We start from the raw sequence: 25847 nt of genomic DNA, 5'->3' as shown, positions 1-25847 counted from the left end.
GTTCTCAGTGATAGCTGACCGCGCATTGAAAACACTAGAATACGATAAAGTTAGGCAACAAGTGGCTTCCTATTGTACTTCCTCCATTGGTAAATCTGCCATTGAGGAACTTGTGCCACAAACTGATTTTGATAAAGTAGTACAATTATTAGAGGAAATGGATGAGGGACTATCCATTTTGCGTGTGAAGGGCAATGTACCAATGGGAGGAATTTTCGATGTCCGTCCCTCTGCCAGACGTGCTCAAATAGGAGGCATGTTAGCAGCAGTAGAACTAATGGAAATTTCGAGCACGATTCGAGCAAGCCGAATTTTACGCAATTTTATTGAAGATTTAGAAGCCGATGAAGTGATTGATATTCCCCATTTCATCTCCAAAAAGGAAGCAATGCCTGTCTTAACAGGATTGCAGCATGAAATCAATAACTGTATTGACGACAATGGTGCTGTCTTAGATTCTGCTAGTCAAACATTGCGCTCTATTCGCCAATCTTTGCGTGCTGAAGAAGGGAAAGTCCGCTCTAAGCTGGAAAGTTTAATTCGTGGAAGTAATGCAGCGAAAATGCTTTCTGATACACTTGTGACAATTCGTAATGATCGCTTTGTTATTCCCGTAAAGCAAGAATATCGTCACCATTATGGTGGGATTGTTCATGACCAATCTTCTTCTGGTCAAACCTTATTTATTGAGCCAGATTCTGTTGTCCAAGCAAACAATGAAATTCATCGCTTGAAAATGAAAGAGCAGGCAGAAATTGAACGTATTTTACTAGCATTAAGTGCAATGGTGGAAGAAGTAGCATCAGATTTATTTAACTTAGTGAAGGTATTAGGCGATATCGATGTCATTTTAGCAAAGGGCAAATATGGCCAAGCCAATAAATGTACAATGCCGAAAATGAATCAGGATGGCTATATCCGACTAATACGTGCGCGTCATCCACTGCTACCAATAGAATCAGCTATTCCTAATGATATTGAATTTGGTAAAGACATTACAGCTATTGTCATTACAGGTCCTAATACAGGTGGTAAAACGGTGACATTAAAAACGGTTGGTCTGTGTACATTAATGGCGCAAGCGGGATTACCAGTGCCAGCATTAGATGGCTCAGAACTTGCTGTATTTGAGCAATTATTTGCCGATATTGGTGATGAGCAATCAATTGAGCAATCACTTTCTACGTTCTCGTCCCATATGGTCAATATTGTAGACATCCTACAAAAATTTGATCACGAATCACTTGTACTTTTTGATGAGTTAGGGGCAGGTACTGACCCACAGGAAGGGGCAGCCTTAGCCATCTCAATCTTAGACGAAGTACATGGGCGCGGTGCTCGTGTAATGGCTACAACTCACTATCCTGAATTAAAAGCTTATGGCTATAATCGACCAGGTGTAGCCAATGCCAGTGTAGAGTTTGATATTGAAACTTTGAGCCCGACCTACCGTCTACTTATCGGTGTACCTGGGCGATCAAATGCATTTGAAATTTCCAGTCGTCTTGGTTTACCTGAATCCATTATTGATCGTGCTAAAGGCTTTACTGGAACCGATCGACATGAGGTTGAATCGATGATTGCCTCATTGGAAGAAACACGTCGCCAATCCGAAGATGATGCAGAGCGTTCGCATGCATTACTATTAGAATCAGAGACATTACGTAAAGAGCTTCAAGATAAATTGCAAGCCTATGAGGAGCGCAAAGAGGCGCTTGATAAGAAGGCAAAGGAAAAGGCGCGCAAAATTGTTGATGAAGCGAAACGTGAAGCAGAAGCGATTATTGCAGAGCTGCGAGAAATGCGTAAAAATGCTGATCAAGTTGTCAAGGAGCATGAATTGATTGAAGCACGTAAACGCTTGGAAGAAGCAACACCACTTGAAGACAATAAAGTACTAAAAAAGGCGGCACAAGTAAAAGCTCGTGCACAAAACTTAGTTGTCGGAGACGAGGTAAAGGTGTTAAGCTATGGTCAACGAGGTACTTTGTTAGAAAAAGTGTCGAATACCGAATGGGTTGTCCAAATGGGGATTTTAAAAATGAAAATCTCAGATAGTGATTTGGAGTATATTAAACCTGAAAAAGAGCCTGTATTACGAACAGCTGGTGTGAAAAATCGAAATAGTCATGTGAAATTAGAATTAGATTTACGTGGTGAACGCTATGAGGATGCAATCTTAAGAACAGAGAAATATATTGATGATGCATTACTCTCTAATTATGGTCGTGTGTCCATTATTCATGGAGTTGGTACAGGGGCTTTACGTCAAGGTATTCAAAGCTATTTGAAAAAGCATAAGCGCGTAAAATCCTTCCGTTTTGGTGAAGCCGGTGAGGGGGGCTTAGGCGTCACAGTTGTTGAATTGAAATAAGCTATAAAGGGGACGGAGAAAAATGCTGAATTCTGGCTTTTGGCGATATCCAATTATCGAAACGGCAGGATATTTTAGTGTTGTAGTATTATGTTTAGTCGTCTCGATGGCATTGTTCGAAGTCGTTACGAAATATAAAAATTGGGAAGAAATTAAAAAAGGTAATGTCGCTGTGTCTCTTGCAACAGGTGGGAAAATACTAGGGATTTGTAATATCTTCCGCTTTTCCATTGCACGTCATAGCACATTAAGTGAAATGATCGGTTGGGGTCTTTTTGGCTTTACATTATTGATTGTAGCGTATTTCTTATTTGAATTTATGACACCTCGTTTTAACGTTGATCAAGAGATTGCCAATGATAATCGCTCAGTTGGTTTCATTTCCTTTACCATTTCAGTCGGTCTTTCGTTTGTAATTGGGGCAAGTATTGCATAGGAGTGTCATGACATGGAAAAATTAGCAAAAGTACTAATCGTTGTCTGTATTGCATTTTTGGCAGTAGGTGTCTACTATATGTTAACAATTTAAATAAAAAACGCATTCTCTTTGTGAGAATGCGTTTTTTGTTAATTGTACATAGCATAAATTTCTACTACAACCTATTAATTTTCTTTCATAATAACTCTATTAAAGGGTAGAAAAATTATTTTTATAATATAGTAATATGCTGATTATTTATTTATGGAGTAACTCAAGAATGAACGAGCATTCATAAGGTGTATTAAAATAAATCCCGATAAATACCAATCATATTAATGTTGTTAATTGCATAATAATTAATCGAAAATGCATTTATTTTCTATTTTCTGTTTGAAACTGTATTTCTTTTTCATTATAATAAATATAAGAATTGACAAAGTTTGGGACAAAGGGGAGAGGACGTATGACAGCAAAACCATGGCTAGCAAATTATCCTGAAGAAGTACCACCGTCTTTAACGTTTGAGGAAATTCCAGTGCAAGAGTTTTTGACACGTGCCTATAAAAAGAATCCATCCAAAGTAGCGATTCATTTTATGGGAAAGGATTTGACGTACACCGAGCTATATGAGTCAGCTTTAAGGTTCGCAAACTATTTACAAACACTAGGTGTGAAAAAGGGAGATCGAGTAGCAATTATGCTGCCTAACACGCCACAAAGTGTAATCGCTTACTATGGTGCCATGTATGCAGGTGCTGTTGTAGTACAAACAAATCCACTTTATACTGAACGTGAGCTTCAATATCAAATGGCTGATTCAGGAGCAAAGGTTATTCTCGTAATGGATATTTTATATCCGAGAGTCATGAAAATTATGAAAGAGACAGCTCTTGAAAATGTCATTGTGACAGCTATTAAGGATTATCTACCATTCCCAAAAAATTTAGTCTATCCATTTATTCAAAAAAAGCAGTATGGCTTTAGTGTCAAGGTTGAACATAGCGGTCAAAATCATCTGTTTTCAGAAATAATGCGTTCAGCACCGATTAAGCTAATTGACAATATGCCATTTGATTTTGAAGAAGACCTAGCGCTCCTTCAATATACGGGTGGGACAACAGGTTTCCCAAAAGGCGTAATGCTGACCCATAAAAATTTAATTGCCAATACGACAATGTGTGATGCTTGGATGTATAAATGTGTTCATGGTGAAGAAACCATTATGGGCATTCTACCATTCTTCCACGTCTATGGCATGACAACTGTTATGCTCTTATCTGTATTTACTCAAAATAGAATGGTGCTTTTACCGAAGTTTGATGCAGAAACGGCATTAAAAACGATTGATAAACAAAAACCAACCCTGTTCCCCGGCGCACCAACCTTATACATTGGCCTTTTAAATCACCCAGACATTTCGAATTATGATTTATCATCTATTAAGGCATGCCTAAGTGGCTCAGCTTCATTGCCGATTGAAGTGCAAGAGAAGTTTGAGGCCGTTACTGGTGGAAAGCTTGTAGAAGGATATGGGTTAACTGAAACCTCACCTGTAACACATGCTACGCCAATTTGGGGTAAGCGAGTGATTGGCTCAATTGGTTTACCTTGGCCAAATACAGAAGCGGTTATTTTACGTACAGGTGATACAGAAGAGCTACCTATTGGTGAAGTTGGTGAAATTGCTGTTAAAGGACCACAAGTAATGAAGGGCTACTGGAACCGTCCCGAGGATACAGCTGCGACATTTGCTGACGGTTGGTTTTTAACAGGTGATCTTGGTTATATGGATGAGCAAGGCTTCTTCTATGTGGTAGATCGTAAAAAAGATTTAATAATAGCAGGCGGCTTTAATATTTATCCACGTGAAGTAGAAGAAGTGTTATATGAACGCGAAGAGATCCAAGAGTGCGTAGTGGCAGGAATACCTGATCCGTATCGTGGTGAAACAGTTAAAGCTTATATTGTGTTAAAAGAAGGATATTCGATTACTGAGGACGAATTAAATAAATATTGCCGTCAGCATCTAGCGGCTTTTAAAGTTCCGCGTTATTATGAATTTAGAGAAGAGCTGCCAAAAACAGCTGTAGGAAAAATTTTACGCCGTACGTTAGTTGAAGAAGAAAAAACAAAATTAGCGAATAAAGAAGCGAAATAAATACGTGTGAAAGTATTGACAAGCAATGCTGTAAAATATAATATGAAAATATGAATGAATGACCATTCATATTTTCATATTTTTTTTAGGTTTACACGTCATATCGACGTGCGCATGTTTTTTAGGTGGTGATATAAAAGTGAAACGAGATAAGCCAAAATATAAACAAATTATTGATGCAGCTGTCATCGTTATTGCGGAAAATGGGTATCACCAAGCGCAAGTATCGAAAATCGCCAAACAGGCAGGGGTGGCCGATGGAACAATCTATTTATATTTTAAAAATAAAGAAGATATATTAATTTCTGTCTTTAATGAAAAAATGGCTGTTTTTGTAGAGTCATTACAAGATATAATAGAAAATGGGAGTACGTCTAAAGACAAACTTTCACGAATGATTGAAAATCATTTTAATGTTCTAACGACAGATCGATACCTAGCAACTGTCACACAATTAGAACTTCGCCAGTCAAACAAAGACTTACGATTAAAAATTAATTCAGTATTGCGCGAGTATTTACAGCTACTTGATCAAATTTTAATCGAGGGTATGCTTACAGGTGAGTTCAATCAGACGATGGATGTACGCTTGGCTCGACAAATGGTTTTTGGAACAATTGATGAAACTATTACGTCGTGGGTTATGAATGACTATCGATATGATTTGATGGAACAGGTTCCAAAGGTTCAGGCGTTAATCCTGAACGGCATTAAAGCTTAAAAGGATGTGGAGAAATGGAATTTCTAAGTTGGAAAGTAGAAGATGGAGTAGCGATTATTACAATTGCACGTCCACCAGCAAATGCATTATCTCGCGGTATTATTGCAGAAGTTAACGCTGTGCTAGATGCTGTAGAACACGATGATGCTGTAAGAGTCCTTGTACTTCATGGTGAAGGCCGTTTCTTCTCTGCAGGGGCAGATATTAAAGAATTTATTGGGGTAGAATCTGGTGAGGAATTTACAAAGCTAGCTAGCAACGGGCAGCAGGTTTTTGAGCGTGTTGAGTCGTTTTCTAAGCCTGTAATTGCAGCCATCCATGGTGCGGCATTAGGCGGAGGGCTTGAGTTAGCAATGAGCTGTCATATGCGATTTGTCACTGAATCAGCAAAATTAGGTTTACCTGAATTACAATTAGGGCTAATTCCTGGTTTTGGTGGTACACAGCGCTTACCACGCTATGTTGGAGTAGCAAAGGCTGCTGAAATGATGTTTACAAGTGAACCAATCTCTGGTAACGAAGCTGTTCAGTGGGGCTTAGCTAACCGTTCATTCTCAGACGAAGTATTGCTAGAAGAGACGTTAAAGATTGCTAAGAGCATTGCTAAGAAAAGCCCAATTGCTTTAAAAGCAGCTATTCAAACATTGCAATATGCAAAGCATGCATCATTCTATGAAGGCATTGAAGCAGAGGCTAAATCCTTTGGGACAGTGTTTGTCACAGAAGATGCCAAAGAAGGAATTCAAGCATTCATTGAAAAGCGTGAGCCTGTGTTTACTGGCAAATAATTTTCCAAATGTCGATAGCAACGTTCAGTATGTTATCGGCGTTATCGAAACTGAAAATATATAATATTTATAAGTTTACTTAGAATTATAAAACGTTCCAGGAGGTATGGATATATGAACATTTTTGCATTAATTAAACGTACGTTTGATACAGAAGAAAAAATCGTTGTGTCGGGTGGTAAAATCCAAGAGGACGGCGCAGAATTCATTATCAACCCTTATGATGAATATGCCATTGAAGAGGCAATCCAAGTTCGCGATGCTGCTGGTGGTAAAGTAACAGTGGTGACAATTGGTGGCGAGGATGCAGAGAAGCAATTACGTACAGCACTTGCTATGGGAGCAGACGAAGCAGTGCTTATTAATACAGAAGATGATCTAGATGAGCTGGACCAACATGCAGCAGCTTATCTACTAGCAGAATACTTAAAAGATAAAGATGCAGATTTAATTTTAACAGGAAATGTTGCGATTGATGGTGGTTCAGGGCAAGTTGGTCCACGTGTTGCTGATTTATTGGATATGAATTATGTAACTACGATTACAAAACTTGAAATTGACGGAACATCTGCGAAAATTGTTCGCGATATCGAAGGGGATTCAGAGGTAATTGAAACTTCTTTACCGTTATTAGTAACTGCTCAGCAAGGTTTAAATGAGCCTCGTTACCCATCTCTACCAGGTATTATGAAAGCGAAAAAGAAACCGCTTGCAGAGCTTGAGTTAGATGATTTAGATATCGATGAAGATGATGTAGAAGTGAAGATTGAAACAGTAGACATCTTCTTACCAGCTCAAAAAGCAGCAGGCCGTATTTTAGAAGGCGACCTTTCTGCACAAGCAAAAGAACTGGTAAATCTACTTCACACGGAAGCAAAAGTTGTTTAATTATTTGATGTCAATCGAATCTTAAAGGGTAACGGAGGGAATATGCTATGTCAAAAAAAGTATTAGTATTAAGTGAAGTTCGTGAAGGAAGCTTACGTAATGTTTCTTTCGAAGCAATTGCAGCTGCAAAACAAATCGCTGATGGTGGCGAAGTTGTTGGGGTACTTTTAGGGGATGCTGTAGCAGGTTTAACAGGTCCATTATTTGAATATGGTGCTGATCGAGTAGTAACAGTGGAACACCCACATTTAAAACAATATACATCTGATGGCTATAGTCAAGCGCTATTAGCTGTTATCGAGCAAGAACAACCAGCAGGTATTGTCTTTGGTCATACAGCAAATGGGAAAGATTTATCGCCAAAAATTGCAAGCAAATTACAAGCAGGTCTAGTATCTGATGTCACTGCTATTGAAGGTGCAGGCGATGATGTAGTATTCATCCGACCAATTTACTCTGGTAAAGCCTTTGAAAAAGTAAAAGTTAAAGAAGGCGTTGTCTTAGCTTCTATTCGTCCAAATAACATTACACCTTTAGAAAAAACAGAAGGTAAAACAGGTGATGTGTCTGCAATCTCTGTAGAAATTACAAATCTGCGCACAATTATTAAAGAAGTTGTTCGTAAATCTTCAGAAGGTGTAGATCTTTCAGAAGCGAAAGTAGTTGTTGCTGGTGGTCGTGGCGTGAAGTCAGAAGAAGGCTTCGAGCCATTAAAAGAGCTAGCTGATTTACTAGGCGGTGCAGTAGGTGCTTCACGTGGTGCATGTGACGCTGAATACTGTGATTACTCGCTTCAAATCGGACAAACAGGTAAGGTTGTCACACCAGATCTTTATATTGCAGCAGGTATTTCAGGCGCAATTCAGCATTTAGCTGGAATGTCCAATTCAAAAGTCATTGTTGCTATCAATAAAGATCCTGAAGCAAATATTTTCAAAGTAGCGGATTATGGGATCGTAGGAGATTTATTTGAAGTTATTCCGCTTCTAATTGAAGAATTTAAAGCATTAAAAGTGAACGCGTAATACAGAAGCAGGAAGGGTTATCCCTTCCTGCTTTTTTATATTGCTTTCCATTTCAAAAAATACTATTTGAAAATTATTGCAAAATAAAATATTGACATAATTAACGATAGACATTATAGTGATGGATACATTAATGATTTGAAACGCAAAGATTAGGAGTAGTAAAAGCTCGTTATTCGGTGAAGAGAGCTGCGGGTTGGTGCAACGCAGACCAATAAGACTTTGAACTTGCCTAGGAGTGGTAACACAAATAGAATTATTGGATTATTCTATTTGTTTGACGGTTAACCTTCGTTACAAGGTTTTTTAAGCTGGGTTCTCAAGAGCCAATTAGAGTGGTACCGCGGTTTGCTGATAGCATGTCGTCTCTTCTTTCATTTGATGATGAAGGAATAGACGATGTGCTTTTTGATTTTTTAGGAGGTAAGAAAGTGGAAAAAAACAAGCAACAATTAACAAGAACAATGACCTCGCGTCATATCACGATGATGGCATTAGGTGGAGCCATTGGAGCGGGATTATTTAAAGGAAGTAGTGCAGCCATTGATATGGCAGGACCATCAGTGCTGATTGCGTATTTAATCGGCGGCATTATTTTATTATTTGTTATGCAAGGCTTAGCAGAAATGGCCGTGCGTAATAAAGAAGCAAGAACCTTTAGAGATTTAGTGCAATCCGTGTTAGGCAAATACCCTGCTTATTTCCTAGATTGGATCTACTGGAAAATGTGGGTTTTAAATATTGCAGCAGAGTCTGTCGTGGCTGCTATCTTTATTCAATATTGGCTACCAGAATATCCAATTTGGATACTGGCACTATCTGTTTCTGTGTTAGTAACAGCGATTAATTTATTATCCGTAAAAATCTTTGCAGAAACAGAATATTGGCTAGCATTAATCAAAATTACTGTTATTATTGTCTTTATCATTGCAGGACTTATTTTATTGCTTGTGACGTTTGGAAATCATAGTGCTGTTGGTTTTGCTAACTTAACGGAGCATGGTGGGTTCTTCCCAAATGGTTCAACCGGATTAATTGCTGCCATGCTTGTAGTGATCTACTCTTATGGTGGGACAGAAATCATTGGGATTACATTAGCTGAAACGAAAAATCCTGAAAAAGTAGTACCAAAAGCTGTTCGCAGTACATTAGTGCGTATTGTTACTTTTTATTTACTACCGTTCTTTATTATCGTAAGCTTAATTCCTTGGAATGAAGTAAATGGGGTTCCTGAAAGCCCATTTGTCATGGTTTTTAAAATGGTTGGTATTCCAGGGGCAGACCATATTATGAACGCTGTTGTGTTACTTGCCATTATTTCATCAATGAATTCAGGACTGTATGGTTCATCACGCGTACTATATACACAGGCTGTAGATGGACGTGTGCCTAAAATCTTTGCTTATTTATCGAAACGAAAAGTACCAGTATATGCTATTTTAATGTGTACTTTAGCGATGTATTTAGGGGTCATTTTATCTTTATATGCGGGAAGCAAAACCTTTGATTTTCTAATGGGATCACTTGGTTATACTGTGTTATTTATTTGGTTAATTATTGCGATTGCACATTTAAAATCACGTAAAAAACAAGCAGAACACACAAGTGCCTATGAAGTTAAATGGTTCCCTTATACTACTTGGGTAGCTATACTGGCATTAAGTGCGATTCTCATCGGGATTATTTTTACCACATCGATAATCGTGACAGGCATTACGTTAGCTATTTACCTTTTTATTACGTTAACCTATGTATTGAAAGGTCGTTATCAAGCCAATTAATGACTGTGTATTGATTTTTCGACACAGATTTGCATAAAAAATACATTGTAGGCAGATTGTTCGCTCAAGTGAATTTATCCATGCTATACTACAATCATAGTAAGCTTAAGGAGGATTTCAAATGGCAATTGTACATGCAACAGATGCTACGTTCCAAGATGATATTAAAGAAGGGTTAGTACTAGTAGACTTTTGGGCTGCTTGGTGCGGACCATGTAAAATGATTGGGCCAGTTCTTGAAGAAATGGACGCAGCAGGTAGTGCGGCTAAAATTGTAAAAGTTGACGTTGACAATAACCAAGGTACTGCAGCTCAGTATCAAATTATGTCAATCCCATCTTTACTATTATTTAAAGATGGAGAATTAGTTGACAAAACAGTAGGCTTCCAACCAAAAGAAGCTTTAGAAGCATTTATCGCAAAACATGCGTAATGAATGAAGTTCACAAAGCCGAGCCATCAATTGATGTGTTCGGCTTTTTTTCGTTATATAATATAGAAAATAACTAACATTATTCTAATGAGGGGAATTTTTACGTAGGGGGGCAGGTAGGTAATGAACGATTTAATAAAGCGGAAACTGGATATTTTACCAGATCAACCTGGCTGCTATTTGATGAAGGATCGACAAGGGACTATCATTTATGTCGGTAAAGCAAAAGTTCTGAAAAACCGTGTACGATCTTATTTTACTGGAACACATGAAGGGAAAACGCAAAGGCTTGTAGGTGAAATAGAAGATTTTGAGTATATTGTGACGTCTTCAAATATTGAAGCACTTATTTTAGAGCTGAATCTCATCAAATTACATGATCCAAAATATAATGTCATGTTAACGGATGATAAGACCTATCCATATTTAAAAATTACGAATGAAAAACATCCTCGTCTGATTACGACAAGGAAGGTAAAAAAGGATAAGGCTAAATATTTTGGCCCTTATCCGAATGCCTATGCAGCAAGTGAAACGAAAAAGCTATTGGATCGATTGTATCCGCTGCGCAAATGTGTTCAATTACCTTCCAAGGTCTGCTTGTACTATCACATGGGTCAATGCTTAGCACCTTGTGTGAAGGAAATTGATGGTCAGGTTTATCAAGAAATGATTGAGGATATGACGAAGTTTTTAAATGGTGGTGTGGAGGCAGTCAAAAAAGAGCTTGAAGTTAAAATGCTAGTAGCTGCAGAAAACCTGGAATTTGAACGAGCGAAGGAATTCCGAGACCAAATTGCCCATATTGATACGGTTATGCAGAAACAAAAAATAGTTTCAAGTGATACAACAAATCGAGATGTATTTGGCTATGCTGTTGAAAAAGGATGGATGTGTGTTCAGGTTTTCTTTGTGCGCCAAGGAAAGCTGATTGAGCGTGATGTCTCAATTTTCCCCATCTATCAAGATGCAGAGGAAGAATTTTTAACATTTGTTGGGCGCTTTTATGAAAAGCCAGAGCATATTAAGCCAAAAGAAATTTTTATTCCACAAGCCATTGATGCAGCTATCTTAACAGAATTATTAGAAATTAAAGTGCTCACACCGAAAAGAGGTCAAAAGAAGGAATTGGTTGAATTAGCTACCAAAAATGCTGAAATTGCTGTGGCAGCTAAATTCCAGCTAATAGAGCGTCAGGAAGAACGTACGATTGGTGCTTGTGAGGCACTTGGTGAAGCAATGGGTATTAGTGTACCTTTACGAATTGAAGCTTTTGATAATAGTCATATGCATGGAACGGATGCAGTGTCTGCTATGGTTGTTTTCATTGATGGGAAGCCTGCAAAAAAGGAGTACCGAAAATATAAAACGCGTACAGCAGCCAAGCATGATGATTACGGTGCAATGCAAGAGGTTATACGTCGTCGTTATATACGTGTTTTAAAGGAAGGACTACCATTACCAGATCTAGTCTTAATTGATGGTGGTAAGGGACAAATGGAAGTAGCCCGTGAAGTACTAGAAGATGAGCTTGGTCTTGTTATACCGATTGCTGGTTTAGCCAAGGATGATAAGCATAATACATCTCAGCTATTGTTTGGTGATCCACCAGAAGTGATTAGCTTAAAACGTACAAGTGATGGCTTTTATTTATTACAACGAATTCAAGACGAAGTCCATCGCTTTGCTATTACCTTCTTGCGTCAACAGCATGAGAAGCATGCCATTCAATCTGTATTAGATCATATTGAAGGGGTAGGACCAAAACGAAAGCAACAGCTGCTTAAACATTTTGGTTCAGTCAAAAAAATTCGAGAGGCGAGCGAGCTAGCATTACAGGAGGCTGGGATGCCTGCTAATTTAGCAAGCCAAATTTTTAGCTATTTTCAGCACCAATCATTGTCAAAGGAATAGGCATGTGCTATGGTTATAAATAACATTGTTTTCAATGTTATGGAGAGCCAACTGTGTAACTAGTTTGTTTACGCTAAGGCTTAATGAATTGAATACATTCACTTTAAAGTGATGATAGAGGTGCAAGATTCAAGAGTAACACGATGGAGGATGGACAAGTCCAGAGATATTGTGTGAAAGGGGAGCTTGCCGAAGTACAGTATTGTTGTTCCATTGCTGTACTGGTTTTGCATTTAAGAAATGTAAGACTGTCGATTCTAAACGTTTCGGAGAGCTATCACACATGCGCAAGTTACGATTATTGTACATGTTATAGGCAGCTTTCACGTTATGTGAAGGCTGCCTTTTAGTTTTCTAGAAACTGTTTTACCCCCCATAATTTGGTGAAATACATGAACTGGAAGGGAGAACGAAAGAAATGGCTAAAATCGTGATGAAGTTTGGAGGAGCTGCATTAGCTTCTACTGAACAAATCCAAGAGGCTGCTAGGAAAGCGATTGCTGAAAAGGACAAAGGATTGGATGTAGTAGTGGTCGTTGCAGCAATGGGACACACTGTGAAAGAGATGAAAATGATGGTACACCAACTAACTGACGATGTGTCGAGAAGAGAATTAGATGCAGTGTTGTCAACTGGCTCTCAATTATCTAGTGCTTTATTTGCCATCGCTTTGCAGGAAGCAGGCTATGAGGCTGTGTCTCTAACGGGATGGCAAGCTGGTATACATACGGATGGTATGTATCGGCATGCTCGTATCGACTATATAGATATTAATCGAATGGAAGAACACTTTGCACAGGGACAAATTGTGGTTATTGCTGGAGAACAAGGGATTGACGAAGAGCACAATATCACCATGCTTGGGAAAGGTGGAGCTGAAACAGCTGCTGTTGCACTTGCCATAGCATTGGAAGCGGAGAGAGTAGATATGTATACAAATGTGGATGGTGTTTATACAGCAGATCCACGATATGTTACAAATGCCCAAAAGCTACAGGAAATTTCCTATGATGAAATGTTGGAGTTATCTAATTTAGGGTCTCATATCATACATCCTCGTGCGGTGGAGTTAGCGAAAAAATTTCAAATGCCTGTTATTATACGCTCCAGTTTAATAGAATCAGTAGGCACTTTATTGAAGGAGGAAGTGGAAATGGAAAAAAATTCAGTCGTTCGTGGTGTTGCATTTGAATCAGATATTATTCGTTTAACAGTAGGGTATGATGCTTTTTCCAATGCTTCATTAGCAGATATATTTATGGTGCTTGCAGAGAACCGTATTAATGTTGATATTATTGTCCAAGCCATTATTGATGGGTTGAAGCCAACTGTATCGTTTTCCATTTTAAAAGAGGAATTTGCGGAAGCATTACGTGTTTTAGAGGATAGTAAATTATCACTCGGATTTAGTTTTGCTGACTTCGAAATTGGACTAGCAAAAGTTTCTATTATTGGTTCAGGCATGGCTTCCAATCCAGGCGTTGCCGCTCGTATGTTTGATCGGTTACGTCGCGAAAATATCCCTGTAAAAATGGTTAGTACTTCTGAAATAAAAGTGTCCGTTGTTGTACCACAGGATGATATGATCCAAGCAGCTAATGCTCTCCATGATGAGTTTAATTTAGAGCAAGCACTTTACATATAATAATAGAAGAAACAGCATTTTATGTAATTGACCGAAATAAAAGGAAGAAAAAAGAAGGATTGTCATCCCATTCTTTAATGGGAGACAATCCTTTTTAATTATTCTGAGGGAATGGTATTCATAATACGTTCTTTAACGTCCCATTTGACTGTAAACATGACGTATTGTTGCTTTTCCCGTTTTTCACTATAGCATTCTGTCAGGTAGCCTTTAGCTAGTTGAATTTGCTCTGCTATAAATCCTGCTTCAAGTTTAAAGCTACGCTGCTTTATTTGCAGAATTTCAGGGTCATTTGTCAACTGGAAAATACGTCCATCTTTTGATTCCTTTATGAGTTCTAATGTACCCCAGCAGGCATCTGCGAAAAATGCGATAAGTTCATCTTGACTTTTACATGGGAACTTGCGAGCAAGCTCTTTACCTGCCCAATAAAGGACGTCATCTTCATGTTTACCGAGTATAGAAGATAGAATATGATCACGAATGATCTCATAGCCAAATGATGAGATTGTAGGAGATGGAGTGTTTAACATTGTTATCCTTCTTTCTTAGAATTTTCTTAAAATTTAACGGTAATAAAGTAATGATAGATTTTTCGAGAAAAAACGACGCATCATGTACTAGATTAGTTCTTTAATAAGCTCTATGAAAAACTCCGAGTTGCCTTGACGCTCGTAGCTCTTGAGAGTACAATAAACATGTCATAATATTGTACCATGATGAAATACACAGTCAATGAAGTATCATTTACAAAATGATGACTTCTTTTGTTGTGCTATTTTAAGTACTAAGGGGGGTAACAGTCTTGTCGAAAGATCGAGAGTTTTTATGGCGTCGCTTACATTCTCTACTTGGGATCATTCCAGTAGGTCTGTTTTTAACGATGCACCTGTTCATTAACTTTACAGCAACAGGCGGGGCAGAAAGTTACAACGATGCTACCGCAGTAATGGAAAAGATTCCATTCCTTATCCTAGTTGAATGGATTGTCATCTATATTCCATTAATGTTCCACGCATTCTATGGTGTCTACATTGCATTCACTGCTACACCAAACACAGGACGTTTCAGCACGTACCGTAACTGGATGTTCTCTTTACAACGTTTTACTGGTGTATTCTTAGTGATATTCATTGCATGGCATATTTTCCAAACTCGTATTCAAAAAGCACTTGGCACACACGTTGATTACGACATGATGGCGAATATTGTTGCTAATCCATTCATGCTTGGATTCTACATTGTTGGTATTTTATCAGCAACTTTCCACTTATCTAACGGTTTATGGGCATTCCTAGTAAGCTGGGGTATTACACAATCTCCTCAGTCTCAAAAGATCGCTACTTACGTAACAAACATTCTTTTCGTAATTCTAAGTGTAGTTGGTGTGGCTGCTATTTTAGCTTTCGTATAATTCCATAGAAGCTACGATAGAGCACATGCAATCATTGCAATTTTTTAAGAGGAGTGAGAAATAATCATGGCGAAAAGCAAAATAATTGTTGTCGGCGGTGGTCTTGCCGGTCTGATGGCAACGATTAAAGCAGCTGAAGTTGGTACTGAAGTTGATTTATTCTCATTAGTTCCTGTAAAACGCTCACACTCTGTTTGTGCGCAAGGCGGAATTAATGGTGCGGTAAATACTAAAGGTGAAGGGGATTCTCCATGGATCCACTTTGATGATACAGTATATGGTGGGGACTTCCTAGCGAACCAACCACCTGTTAAAGGTATGTGTGATGCAGCACCTGGCATTATTCACTTAATGGACCGTATGGGTGTTATGTTCAACCGTACACCAGAAGGACTTTTAGATTTCCGTCGTTTTGGTGGTACTTTAATGCACCGTACAGCTTTCTCTGGTGCAACAACTGGTCAACAATTACTATATGCGCTAGATGAGCAAGTTCGTTCTCATGAAGTAGCTGGTTTAGTAAATAAATATGAACACTGGGAATTCCTTGGTGTTATTATCGATGAAGACGGCGTTTGTCGTGGTATCGTAGCGCAAGATATGCGTACAGAAGAAATTAAATCATTCCGTGCAGACGCTGTTATTATGGCGACTGGTGGCCCTGGTATTATCTTCGGTAAAACAACAAACTCTGTTATTAACACAGGTTCTGCTGCTTCTATCGTTTATCAACAAGGTGCTTCATATGCGAATGGTGAATTCATTCAAATTCACCCAACAGCGATTCCTGGAGATGACAAAAACCGTCTAATGTCAGAATCAGCTCGTGGTGAAGGTGGTCGTATTTGGACTTATAAAGACGGTAAACCTTGGTACTTCTTAGAAGAAAAATACCCAGCTTATGGTAACTTAGTACCACGTGATATTGCAACACGTGAAATTTTCGACGTTTGTGTAAACCAAAAACTTGGTATCAATGGCGAAAACATGGTATACCTAGATCTTTCACATAAAGATCCACATGAATTGGACGTTAAACTTGGTGGTATCATCGAAATCTACGAAAAATTCGTAGGGGATGACCCACGTAAATTACCAATGAAAATTTTCCCAGCAGTTCACTATTCAATGGGTGGATTATGGGTTGACTACAATCAAATGACTGAAATTCCTGGTCTATTTGCAGCAGGTGAATGTGATTACTCTCAACATGGTGCAAACCGTCTTGGTGCAAACTCATTATTATCTGCTATCTACGGTGGTATGGTTGCAGGACCAAACGCAGTAGACTATGTAAAACACCTTAAAAAGCATGCTGAAGATCTTCCACAAGAGATTTACGATGCTCGTGTAAAAGAGGAACAAGCGAAATGGGATGCTATCATGAAAATGGAAGGCACAGAAAACGCTTACTTACTGCATAAAGAGCTTGGTGAAATGATGACTGCTACAATGACTGTAGTACGTTACAATGATCAGCTTGAAGATACATTGAAAAAACTTGATGAGCTTACTGAGCGCTGGAATAACATAAACATCAATGATACGCAAAAATGGAGCAATCAAGGCGCTCACTTTACGCGTCAGCTTAAAAATATGTTAGTGCTTGCAAAAGTAATGACAAAAGGTGCACTATTACGTAATGAATCTCGTGGTGCACACTATAAACCAGATTTCCCTAACCGTGATGACGAGAACTTCTTAAAAACAACAATGGCGAAGTTTGACCCAGCTACTGGTAATCCAATCATCACGTACCAAGAAGTCGACGTTTCATTAATCCCACCACGTAAACGCGACTACTCTGCGAAAGGAGACTAAAAGTTATGCAAATCGCAGCTAATACTGGAAGAATGGTCAAAGTGGAAATCTTACGTCAAGATACACAGGGCGGCAATAGCTACTGGCAAAAATTCCAAGTGCCTTACCGTCATGGTATGAACGTAATTTCAATTTTAATGGAAATTCAAAAAAATCCTGTTACTGAAGATGGTGTAAACACATCACCAGTATCATGGGATATGAACTGTTTAGAAGAAGTTTGTGGTGCATGTTCAATGGTGATCAATGGCCGTCCACGTCAATCATGTTCTACACTAGTAGACCAATTGACAGAGCCGATTAAATTGGAGCCAATGAAAACATTCCCTGTTATTCGTGACTTACAAGTTGACCGTGAACGTATGTTCAACGCTCTTAAAAAAGTTAAAGCATGGGTACCAATCGATGGTACGTATGATTTAGGTGAAGGTCCACGTATGCCAGAAGGTAAACGTCAGTGGGCTTATGAACTATCTAAATGTATGACTTGTGGTGTATGTATGGAAGCATGTCCAAACGTGTCTGAAAAGGCTTCATTCATTGGACCAGCTCCATTATCACAAGTACGTCTTTTCAACACTCACCCAACTGGTGCTATGATTAAAGATGAACGTTTAAATGCGATTATGGGTGACGGTGGCCTTGCGAACTGTGGTAACTCTCAAAACTGTGTTGCTGCATGTCCAAAAGGTATTCCTTTAACAACATCCATCGCTTCATTAAACCGTGCAACTACAGTGCAAATGTTCCGTAACTTCTTCGGTTCTGACCACTACGTAGACTAATATCGGACAAGCGGAACTCCCTTACACTTCGTGTGAGGGAGTTTTTTATAGTTATAGAAATGAAATTTATCAAGTTGTTTATTCGCGTTTTTTCTATGATAATATAGCATTTTCTTTTATAATGAATAAGTATTCATTTTGTTTGCCGTCGATTGATAAAAGACGGGCAATTACATGACAGGGGATGGTATATCATGAAGGCAAATTATATCGATAATTTTCAAGAGTGGGAAAAGGGTTTTTCATTTTTTAGTGAGGTACGAGTTCGATTTTCAGAAACAGACATGTATGGTCATATGAACAATACGATTAGCTTTACATATTTTGAGCAAGCAAGAATTGATTACTTCCGACATTTAGGAATTTCAATGCCCTCAGTTGGAGAAGAGAATGTGAAATCTATACCAATTGTAGCCGATTTACAATGTGATTATGTAAAGCAGGTTTTCTTTGATGACGTACTACGAATCTATACAAAAATTGCGCAAGTTGGGAATTCATCGATGGACATTCACTATCTAGCAAAAAATCAAAAGGACGAAATCTGTTTCACTGGTCGTGGAACAATTGTGCAAATGGATCCTCGTACAGGTAAAAGTGTGCCGATTTCAGAGGAAGAAAAAACGAAATTCATTCAGTTGGCCATTCTGCCTCACTAGTTCAACATATAAGTATATGTAAATTCATTGAAATAGTAGGTTTTACTTTTTACGTAAAATTTATGAATGTAACAATGTAATTTTCGAAATTTTTAAGGAAACATGGAATAATCATGCAAATAGCCGTCACCGCTTCCTGCCCCTTAACATAAGTTACAATACGTGCGGGGGAGGAGGGTGTAACTGAATGAATGGCTCTCATCATCGTTCTCTTTTAACAAACCGAGAACGTGAAATATTTGCGCTTTTATTAGCTGAAAAAACAACGAGAGATATTGCAGAGCAGCTTGGTATTAGTGAAAAAACAGTGCGAAATCACATTTCCAATACAATTCAAAAGCTAGGTGTAACGAATCGATCTCAGGCGTTAATTGAGCTGTTACGCTTGGAAGAATTTAAATTAGACTAATGGACACTTGCTATTTCGTGAAAAAAACGACAAAATAGAACTATTCAACGTATTTTTAGGAGTGAAATAGTTATATGTCGGATGAAGTAACAAAGCACTCACCTGAAACCGTTGCAACGGTTGAAAAGGAATTACGCTATATAGCGGCCATCGTGAAGCAAAAGGGAAGAGAAATTGTTTCCGATTATGCGATTACGCCGCCACAATTTGTTGCATTACAGTGGTTAGAAGAGCTTGGTGATATTACAATTGGCGAATTATCAAACCGTTTATATTTAGCTTTTAGCACAACAACAGATTTAGTGGACCGAATGGAGAAAAATGAATTAGTCAAGCGTGTGCGTGATGAAAATGATCGCCGTGTTGTTGTCGTTCATCTTCTCGAAAAGGGCGAACGTATCATTCAAGAAGTTATTGAAAAAAGACAGCAATATTTGCAAGAGATGCTTGTTGGTTTTAATGAACAAGAAGTCGCGCAATTATCAAGCTACTTAGAAAAACTACATGTACACATGAAACAGGATTGAGGCGGAAAGTATGAATGCCCCGATAGGCGTTATTGACTCAGGAGTAGGCGGTTTAACCGTAGCAAAAGAAATCATGAAGCGATTGCCAAACGAAACGATTTATTATATTGGCGATACAGCAAGGTGTCCGTATGGTCCAAGAAGTCGTCAGGAAGTACGGAATTTTACTTGGCAAATGGCAAAAGCACTCGAAAAAATGAATGTTAAGATGCTCGTTATAGCTTGTAATACAGCGACTGCAGTAGCACTCGAAAGTTTACAAAGAAATATGCCTTTTCCAGTACTAGGTGTTATCAATGCTGGCGCACGTGCAGCTGTAAAAAAAACGAAGCGACATGAAGTCGTTGTGCTTGCAACAGAAGGAACAATTAAAAGTGGGGCGTATGAAGAAGCCTTATTGTCACTCAATACGTCGACACATATTATTCCACTAGCTTGTCCCACATTCGTACCACTTGTAGAAAGTGGCGAATATAAAGGTGACTTTGCAAATAATTTAATAGCAGAAGGCTTAAAGCCGTTGAAAAATCGACAATTTGATACGGTTATTTTAGGGTGTACACATTATCCTATTTTACAAAAACAAATTGAAGCTGTTGTCGGAGAAGATGTGAATGTTTTATCTTCTGCGGAGGAAACAGCAAAGGATGTACAGGAAATGTTAGCGTATAATGGCACTTTAGCAAATGCAAATGCGGTGCCTGCTCATAGATTTTTTGCAACTGGTTCTGTTCCAATTTTCCGTTCGATTGCTGAGAATTGGTTAGAGCAAGGTACTCTCGACATAAAACGTATCACATTAAAGTAAAAAATCAGCTTAGCAACAGGCTAGGCTGATTTTTGCCGTTTTCGGCATTGTACATAAGCCACCGAGGACTTTTTTGATGGCATAAATTATGATAAGATGAGGGCGCGAAAGTTTTTAGGAGGAACGAAATATATGACAAGATTTGATGGTAGAAATGCAGATGGGCTACGACCTGTGAAATTAGATAGTGAGTATCTATTACACCCTGAAGGCTCCGTATTAATTCAAGTAGGTAATACAAAAGTAATTTGCACCGCAACGATTGAAGACAAGGTACCTGGTTTTTTACGTGGGCAAGGGAAAGGGTGGATCACTGCCGAGTATTCCATGTTGCCCCGTGCAACCGCTCAACGTACACCACGTGAATCCTCTCGTGGGAAAGTCAATGGTCGTACAATGGAGATTCAGCGTTTGATTGGGCGTGCATTGCGTGCTGTAGTCGATTTAGAGGCGCTAGGCGAACGTACTGTATGGATTGACTGTGATGTCATTCAAGCAGATGGCGGTACTCGTACAGCATCCATTACGGGAGCATTTGTTGCCATGACACAGGCCATTGCTAAATTTGCTGAAGAAAAGCCATTTGAAAAATTCCCAGTAACAGACTTTTTGGCAGCAACAAGTGTTGGGATCGTCGAAGAACAAGGTGCTATTCTTGATTTAAATTATGTAGAAGATGTGGCTGCAGCTGTTGATATGAATATTGTGATGACAGGCGCAGGACGATTTGTTGAATTACAGGGTACTGGTGAGGAAGCTACCTTTTCTCGTGAAGAACTAAATGAATTGTTAGCATTAGGTGAAAAAGGCATACAACAATTAGTTGAGCTTCAAAAAATAACGCTTGGTGAACTGGCACACAGGGTTGGAGGGAATCAATAATATGAAACAAGTAGTCATCGCCACAAAAAATAAAGGAAAAGCAAAAGATTTTGAAGCATTGTTTGGACCACTTGGTTATGAGGTCGTAACAATGTTTGAAGTAGCACCAGATATGGAAATAGAAGAAACAGGAACAACATTCGAAGAAAATGCCATCTTAAAAGCAGAAGCATTGGCGAAGGAGCTTGGTACCATTGTTATTGCAGATGACAGTGGCTTAGCAGTAGATGCATTAAATGGTGAGCCAGGTGTGTACTCCGCTCGCTATGCTGGTGACCATGACGATGAAGCAAACATGATTAAACTGTTAGAAAATTTACAAGGTGTGGAAGATGACAAACGTACAGCACGTTTTTGCTGCTGTATTGCAATTGCAGGACCTGAATTCGCAACAACAACGGTATTTGGTACATGTGAAGGCGTCATTGCCCATGAAAAGCGTGGAACGAACGGCTTTGGCTATGATCCAATCTTTTTCGTGCCAAGCTTAGATCGAATGATGGCTGAGCTTTCACCAGAGGAAAAGGGTTCTATTTCTCACCGAGGCAATGCAATTCGCAAGTTAAAGGAGCAATTACCGAATCTTATCAAATAAGAGGTGATATCCATGAAAATGCTTGTTATGAGCGATACACATGGCGATAGCCATGTCATCGAAAAGGTTAAAGGTTTTTATCCTGAAATAGATATTGTGGTTCATTGTGGAGATAGTGAACTCCCCTATTCACATGAGGCATTAGAAGGATTGAAAAAAGTACGTGGAAACTGTGATCGTGAGAAAGCTTTCCCTGAAGAAGAAATTTTCACTGTCCATGATGTAAAGATTTTTGTGACACACGGTCATTTATTCAATGTGAAAAATTCCATCTTATCATTATCCTATCGGGCTAAAGAAGTAGGTGCACAGATCGTTTGCTTTGGTCATTCACATATTCTTGGTGCCGAAATGATGGATGATATCCTATTTTTAAATCCAGGAAGCTTATTAAAACCACGTGGTCGTAAAGAGAAAAGCTTTGCTGTTGTGGAAATCAATGCGACATCTTTTAAAGTTGATTGCATGACAGATGATAATCAATGTATGGCTACATATACATTTGATCGACAATAATAGAGAAAATCCGCATAACTAGTAAAGTATGCGGATTTTTATTTGGGCTACTGATAATGGTAAAATTGCCTATGAATGATTCATGCTGAAATAGCAAAAATAAATCGTAAAGGCAATAAAGGAGAAAACATGAAAAAAACAATTGGCTGGCATTTTGATAATAGTTACGTTCAACTACCAAGTATTTTTTATTCCGACATATCGTTAAATCCTGTTCGTTCACCAAAATTGATCTTATTAAATGAATCAGTTGCAGCCTCACTTGGGTTAGACATTCAGGCTTTAAAGAGCGAGGAAGCATTAGCCGTTTTAGCTGGTAATACAATTCCAGAAGGTGGTGAACCGATTGCACAGGCTTACGCAGGGCATCAATTTGGTCATTTTAATATGCTAGGTGATGGTAGGGCTCTATTATATGGGGAGCAAATCACACCTCAAAAGGAACGGTATGATATTGCTTTAAAAGGATCAGGTAGAACACCTTATTCTCGCGGTGGGGACGGGCGAGCCGCATTAGGTCCAATGCTAAGAGAATATATTATTAGTGAAGCGATGTTTGCACTAGGGATCCCAACTTCACGTAGTCTAGCAGTAGTCACTACAGGTGAAATGATTATTCGAGAAACGGAACTACCAGGCGCTATTGTCACAAGAGTTGCAAGTAGTCATTTGCGGGTAGGGACATTTCAATATGCTGCGCAATGGGGGACAGATGAGGAGCTACAGCTTTTAGCTGATTATGCAATAGAACGACATTACTCAGCTAATATTGGCAATCAAAATCGTTATCTTTATTTGTTAAATGAAGTCATAAAGAAACAAGCCTCCCTTATAGCAAAGTGGCAGTTAGTGGGCTTTATCCATGGCGTCATGAACACCGATAATATGACCATTAGCGGTGAAACCATTGATTATGGTCCTTGTGCATTCATGGACATCTATGATCCTGCGACTGTGTTTAGCTCGATTGATCACCAAGGACGCTATGCTTATGGAAATCAGCCCAATATCGCTGGCTGGAATCTAACGCGCTTAGCAGAGTCCTTACTACCTTTAATTGATGATGATCAAGAAAAAGCCATTCTACTGGCACAAGAAACGCTACAACAGTATCCGAAATTATATGTAGAAAATTGGTTGGAAGGAATGCGTGCAAAGCTAGGCATTTTTAATGAGGAGCAAGAAGACATCAAGCTTGTTGAAGAGCTTCTTCAGCTTATGCAGCAATATCAAGCTGATTATACGAATACATTTATCGCCTTAACGTTTGAGCAATTGGAGTATTCCCCATTGTTTAACGCTTCAGCTTTTAAAGACTGGCATCACAAATGGCAAGCTCGATTAGCGAGACAGCAGCAAACAAAAGACATGTCACAACAATTAATGCGTCAACATAATCCAGCTGTTATTCCGCGTAACTACAGGGTAGAAGAAGCTTTGGAAGCGGCTGTAGAAAGAGGCGATTATAGTGTGATGAACAACTTACTAAAAGTCCTTGCCCAGCCTTATGCTCATACGAAAGAGCAACAAGAATACGCTTCATTACCAGAACCGACGAATCAACCATATCGTACGTTTTGTGGCACATAAGTAAAAACGAGAGCTATTTATTCTCTCGTTTTTTATTTGTATAAAGGCACTTTACCGTATTCAAACGCATATTCTATGTATGAATAAAAATAAAGGAGAATAGGGTCGGTGCATAAGTATTCAAAGGGTTGGTTTGTCAAAGTTTTACGTGCTCATGGAATAATGGTTCATCCTCAATTTAAAAGTCATTTAGGTTTATATAAAGAATCTGAATTACGAAACTTATATTATCGTTATGTCGAAATAGAGTCTGCTGAGCAAAATCAATAGACCGTTTGTTTGAAGAACTCCTTTCTAGGAAAAACTAGTGATTAGAAAGGAGTTTTACTATGTGGATGATGACTCAAACATGGCAAGATGTTCTATTTTTACATTGGCCGATAGCCCCTCAAGAACTCGAAAAACATGTACCTAAAGAACTGAAGCTTGATCTCTTTGAACAAAATGCCTGGCTTAGTGCTGTCCTTTTTAAAGTTTATCGACATCGGCTACGCTTTCTACCACCTCTTCCTGGGATGAATACCTATTTACAATTGAATGTCCGAACATATGTGGAGTATAACGGCATGAAAGGCATCTATTTTTTTCATTTAGATGTGACGAATTATTTCTTATCAAAAATTACGGCAATAGGTAGCTTGCCATATCGCCATTCCAACATCCTAGTAAAACAAAGAGGGAATCACTATTCATACACAAGCCATTACAAAGCATGTGACGAAAGATTGAGGGTTATTTATACAATAGGAGACAAGACCAATACTAATTTTGACCGTTGGATTGTAGAGCGCTACCATTCATGGGCGAAATGGAAGGATACACTTTTTCGCATTGATATTCACCACTCCCCGTGGGAATTAAAAAGAGCCAACGTAACGATTGAAAGCAATACATTAGCCTCTTTTATGAAGGGGAAACTTCAGGGCATGCAGCCTCGTGCTCATTATGCTAAAAACAAAACGGCGAGAGTTTTTCCTCCAGCAGTTGAGCATAAAATAATCATAAATCCATCAAGATTTTCGCATTAAAAGAGGTAACAAAATTGCATAACGATGGCGCTGGCAATCATATCTGACATCGCAAGTGCCTCTGCTTCAATTTCATCAAATACCTCTACATCTGCCTGATAATCTTTTTGTATCATCGTGACAGCTTCATTTTTCGTTAAAGCTAAATGCGTATAAAACATTTTTTGTACTACCTCTCTACTTAGGTATGGATTGATTGTATGCAAAAAGAAAGCAATATCATCTGCATTACGATACCATTCCCTCTCTTTTGCTTCCGCTGTGGTAGCGTCACCTTTCGCAGCAGCTGTCACTAATTGAGCCGCAATTACCAGATGCTCTTTAATTAAAGCTGCATAACGATCCGCCACGGAGTCACCGTAAAAGGGGCGTAAACAATTTCCTAAATCGGTTGCATTGCGTAGCAAACGCTGCTGCACAAAGGGTAAATCAGGTAAATTAAACACAATGCTTATAATAGTCATCCGTGTCCAATTTACATGCTCCATCCAAAGTAAACGGTTCATAGCCATAAAGTCTGCTTCGGCTTTACTAATACAGCGTCGGTAATCATTTGACTGTAAAAAGTGACGAATCGGAGCCGTATACTGCGTATAGGGGGCATGATACAGCTGGCTTAATGAAAAACCATTTGAATAGGGGTACAAGGCTTCACTCCTTCTTGT

At 38.8% G+C, this 25847-nt stretch carries 26 protein-coding genes, 1 riboswitch and 1 other annotated feature; of the genes, 24 read left to right on the top strand and 2 right to left on the bottom strand.

Annotation, left to right across the window (positions count from 1 at the left end):
* The first annotated feature begins 7 nt into the window (after positions 1-7).
* The 11 genes from HCH28_RS10850 to HCH28_RS10800 all read left to right on the top strand — a co-directional run bounded on the left by HCH28_RS10850 (position 8) and on the right by HCH28_RS10800 (position 14148).
* On the top strand, positions 8-2374 hold the full coding sequence (locus HCH28_RS10850; RefSeq protein WP_221680948.1) for an endonuclease MutS2: 2367 nt from the start codon (positions 8-10) through the stop codon (positions 2372-2374).
* 22 nt (positions 2375-2396) lie between these two features.
* The gene (locus tag HCH28_RS10845) at positions 2397-2810 is read left to right on the top strand and encodes a DUF350 domain-containing protein (RefSeq protein WP_004226406.1); all 414 of its coding nucleotides are present in this window, start codon (positions 2397-2399) and stop codon (positions 2808-2810) included.
* 448 nt (positions 2811-3258) lie between these two features.
* Positions 3259-4953, top strand: coding sequence for an AMP-binding protein (locus HCH28_RS10840; protein WP_221680947.1), 1695 nt, complete (start codon positions 3259-3261; stop codon positions 4951-4953).
* A gap of 139 nt (positions 4954-5092) precedes the next feature.
* Positions 5093-5674: a fatty acid metabolism transcriptional regulator FadR gene (locus tag HCH28_RS10835; RefSeq protein ID WP_004226411.1), complete on the top strand. Its 582-nt coding sequence runs from the start codon at positions 5093-5095 to the stop codon at positions 5672-5674.
* Between the two features lie 14 nt (positions 5675-5688).
* On the top strand, positions 5689-6462 hold the full coding sequence (locus tag HCH28_RS10830) for an enoyl-CoA hydratase (RefSeq protein ID WP_221680946.1): 774 nt from the start codon (positions 5689-5691) through the stop codon (positions 6460-6462).
* Positions 6463-6576: 114 nt separating this feature from the next.
* Entirely contained in the window at positions 6577-7350 is a 774-nt protein-coding gene (locus HCH28_RS10825; protein ID WP_004226415.1) for an electron transfer flavoprotein subunit beta/FixA family protein, read from the top strand.
* Between the two features lie 47 nt (positions 7351-7397).
* On the top strand, positions 7398-8375 hold the full coding sequence (locus HCH28_RS10820) for an electron transfer flavoprotein subunit alpha/FixB family protein (RefSeq protein ID WP_202341317.1): 978 nt from the start codon (positions 7398-7400) through the stop codon (positions 8373-8375).
* A gap of 139 nt (positions 8376-8514) precedes the next feature.
* Positions 8515-8748: a binding site (T-box leader), on the top strand.
* Positions 8749-8839: 91 nt separating this feature from the next.
* On the top strand, positions 8840-10156 hold the full coding sequence (locus HCH28_RS10815) for an amino acid permease (protein ID WP_255601240.1): 1317 nt from the start codon (positions 8840-8842) through the stop codon (positions 10154-10156).
* Between the two features lie 121 nt (positions 10157-10277).
* On the top strand, positions 10278-10589 hold the full coding sequence (gene trxA, locus HCH28_RS10810) for a thioredoxin (RefSeq protein ID WP_004226420.1): 312 nt from the start codon (positions 10278-10280) through the stop codon (positions 10587-10589).
* A gap of 123 nt (positions 10590-10712) precedes the next feature.
* Positions 10713-12503 (top strand): excinuclease ABC subunit UvrC, encoded by a 1791-nt coding sequence (gene uvrC / locus HCH28_RS10805; protein WP_221680944.1) that lies wholly within the window; start codon positions 10713-10715, stop codon positions 12501-12503.
* A 107-nt stretch (positions 12504-12610) separates the two neighbouring features.
* Positions 12611-12788, top strand: a riboswitch (Lysine riboswitch).
* 133 nt (positions 12789-12921) lie between these two features.
* Positions 12922-14148 carry an aspartate kinase gene (locus HCH28_RS10800; RefSeq protein ID WP_221680943.1) on the top strand — a complete coding sequence of 409 codons (1227 nt, stop codon included), beginning with the start codon at positions 12922-12924 and terminating at the stop codon, positions 14146-14148.
* Positions 14149-14246: 98 nt separating this feature from the next.
* Here the strand turns inward: HCH28_RS10800 and HCH28_RS10795 are convergent, their stop codons facing one another.
* Positions 14247-14681 carry a YslB family protein gene (locus HCH28_RS10795; RefSeq protein ID WP_004226426.1) on the bottom strand — a complete coding sequence of 145 codons (435 nt, stop codon included), beginning with the start codon at positions 14679-14681 and terminating at the stop codon, positions 14247-14249.
* A 272-nt stretch (positions 14682-14953) separates the two neighbouring features.
* On the opposite strand from HCH28_RS10795, the gene HCH28_RS10790 reads away from it, so the two are divergent.
* From HCH28_RS10790 to HCH28_RS10730, 13 genes are all read left to right on the top strand, one after another.
* Positions 14954-15562, top strand: coding sequence for a succinate dehydrogenase cytochrome b558 subunit (locus HCH28_RS10790; protein ID WP_004226428.1), 609 nt, complete (start codon positions 14954-14956; stop codon positions 15560-15562).
* A gap of 66 nt (positions 15563-15628) precedes the next feature.
* Positions 15629-17383: a succinate dehydrogenase flavoprotein subunit gene (gene sdhA / locus HCH28_RS10785; protein WP_004226429.1), complete on the top strand. Its 1755-nt coding sequence runs from the start codon at positions 15629-15631 to the stop codon at positions 17381-17383.
* A 5-nt stretch (positions 17384-17388) separates the two neighbouring features.
* On the top strand, positions 17389-18168 hold the full coding sequence (gene sdhB, locus HCH28_RS10780; protein ID WP_004226431.1) for a succinate dehydrogenase iron-sulfur subunit: 780 nt from the start codon (positions 17389-17391) through the stop codon (positions 18166-18168).
* Positions 18169-18362: 194 nt separating this feature from the next.
* Positions 18363-18827, top strand: coding sequence for an acyl-CoA thioesterase (locus tag HCH28_RS10775; RefSeq protein ID WP_221680942.1), 465 nt, complete (start codon positions 18363-18365; stop codon positions 18825-18827).
* A gap of 187 nt (positions 18828-19014) precedes the next feature.
* Positions 19015-19236, top strand: coding sequence for a helix-turn-helix domain-containing protein (locus tag HCH28_RS10770; RefSeq protein ID WP_004226437.1), 222 nt, complete (start codon positions 19015-19017; stop codon positions 19234-19236).
* Positions 19237-19310: 74 nt separating this feature from the next.
* Positions 19311-19763: a MarR family winged helix-turn-helix transcriptional regulator gene (locus HCH28_RS10765; protein WP_016991542.1), complete on the top strand. Its 453-nt coding sequence runs from the start codon at positions 19311-19313 to the stop codon at positions 19761-19763.
* Positions 19764-19773: 10 nt separating this feature from the next.
* Positions 19774-20571, top strand: coding sequence for a glutamate racemase (racE, locus tag HCH28_RS10760; RefSeq protein WP_004226440.1), 798 nt, complete (start codon positions 19774-19776; stop codon positions 20569-20571).
* A gap of 132 nt (positions 20572-20703) precedes the next feature.
* Complete coding sequence (gene rph, locus HCH28_RS10755) at positions 20704-21453, top strand: ribonuclease PH (RefSeq protein ID WP_221680941.1); 750 nt, start codon at positions 20704-20706, stop codon at positions 21451-21453.
* Position 21454: 1 nt separating this feature from the next.
* Positions 21455-22048, top strand: a complete 594-nt coding sequence (locus HCH28_RS10750) for an XTP/dITP diphosphatase (protein WP_221680940.1) — start codon at positions 21455-21457, stop codon at positions 22046-22048.
* A 12-nt stretch (positions 22049-22060) separates the two neighbouring features.
* Positions 22061-22564, top strand: a complete 504-nt coding sequence (locus HCH28_RS10745) for a metallophosphoesterase (protein WP_221680939.1) — start codon at positions 22061-22063, stop codon at positions 22562-22564.
* Positions 22565-22693: 129 nt separating this feature from the next.
* Positions 22694-24154: a protein adenylyltransferase SelO gene (locus HCH28_RS10740; protein ID WP_221680938.1), complete on the top strand. Its 1461-nt coding sequence runs from the start codon at positions 22694-22696 to the stop codon at positions 24152-24154.
* Positions 24155-24262: 108 nt separating this feature from the next.
* Complete coding sequence (locus HCH28_RS10735) at positions 24263-24424, top strand: DUF2639 domain-containing protein (protein WP_016991537.1); 162 nt, start codon at positions 24263-24265, stop codon at positions 24422-24424.
* Positions 24425-24483: 59 nt separating this feature from the next.
* Positions 24484-25182, top strand: a complete 699-nt coding sequence (locus HCH28_RS10730) for a YqjF family protein (protein ID WP_221680937.1) — start codon at positions 24484-24486, stop codon at positions 25180-25182.
* Here HCH28_RS10730 and HCH28_RS10725 read toward each other — a convergent pair.
* On the bottom strand, positions 25179-25829 hold the full coding sequence (locus tag HCH28_RS10725) for a hypothetical protein (protein ID WP_221680936.1): 651 nt from the start codon (positions 25827-25829) through the stop codon (positions 25179-25181). The genes HCH28_RS10730 and HCH28_RS10725 overlap by 4 nt on opposite strands.
* Positions 25830-25847: the final 18 nt, after the last annotated feature.

The sequence above is a fragment of the Lysinibacillus sp. K60 genome (assembly GCF_019731275.1).
Taxonomy (GTDB): Bacteria; Bacillota; Bacilli; order Bacillales_A; family Planococcaceae; genus Lysinibacillus; species Lysinibacillus capsici.
This window is presented reverse-complemented; position numbering and strand designations above follow the sequence as displayed.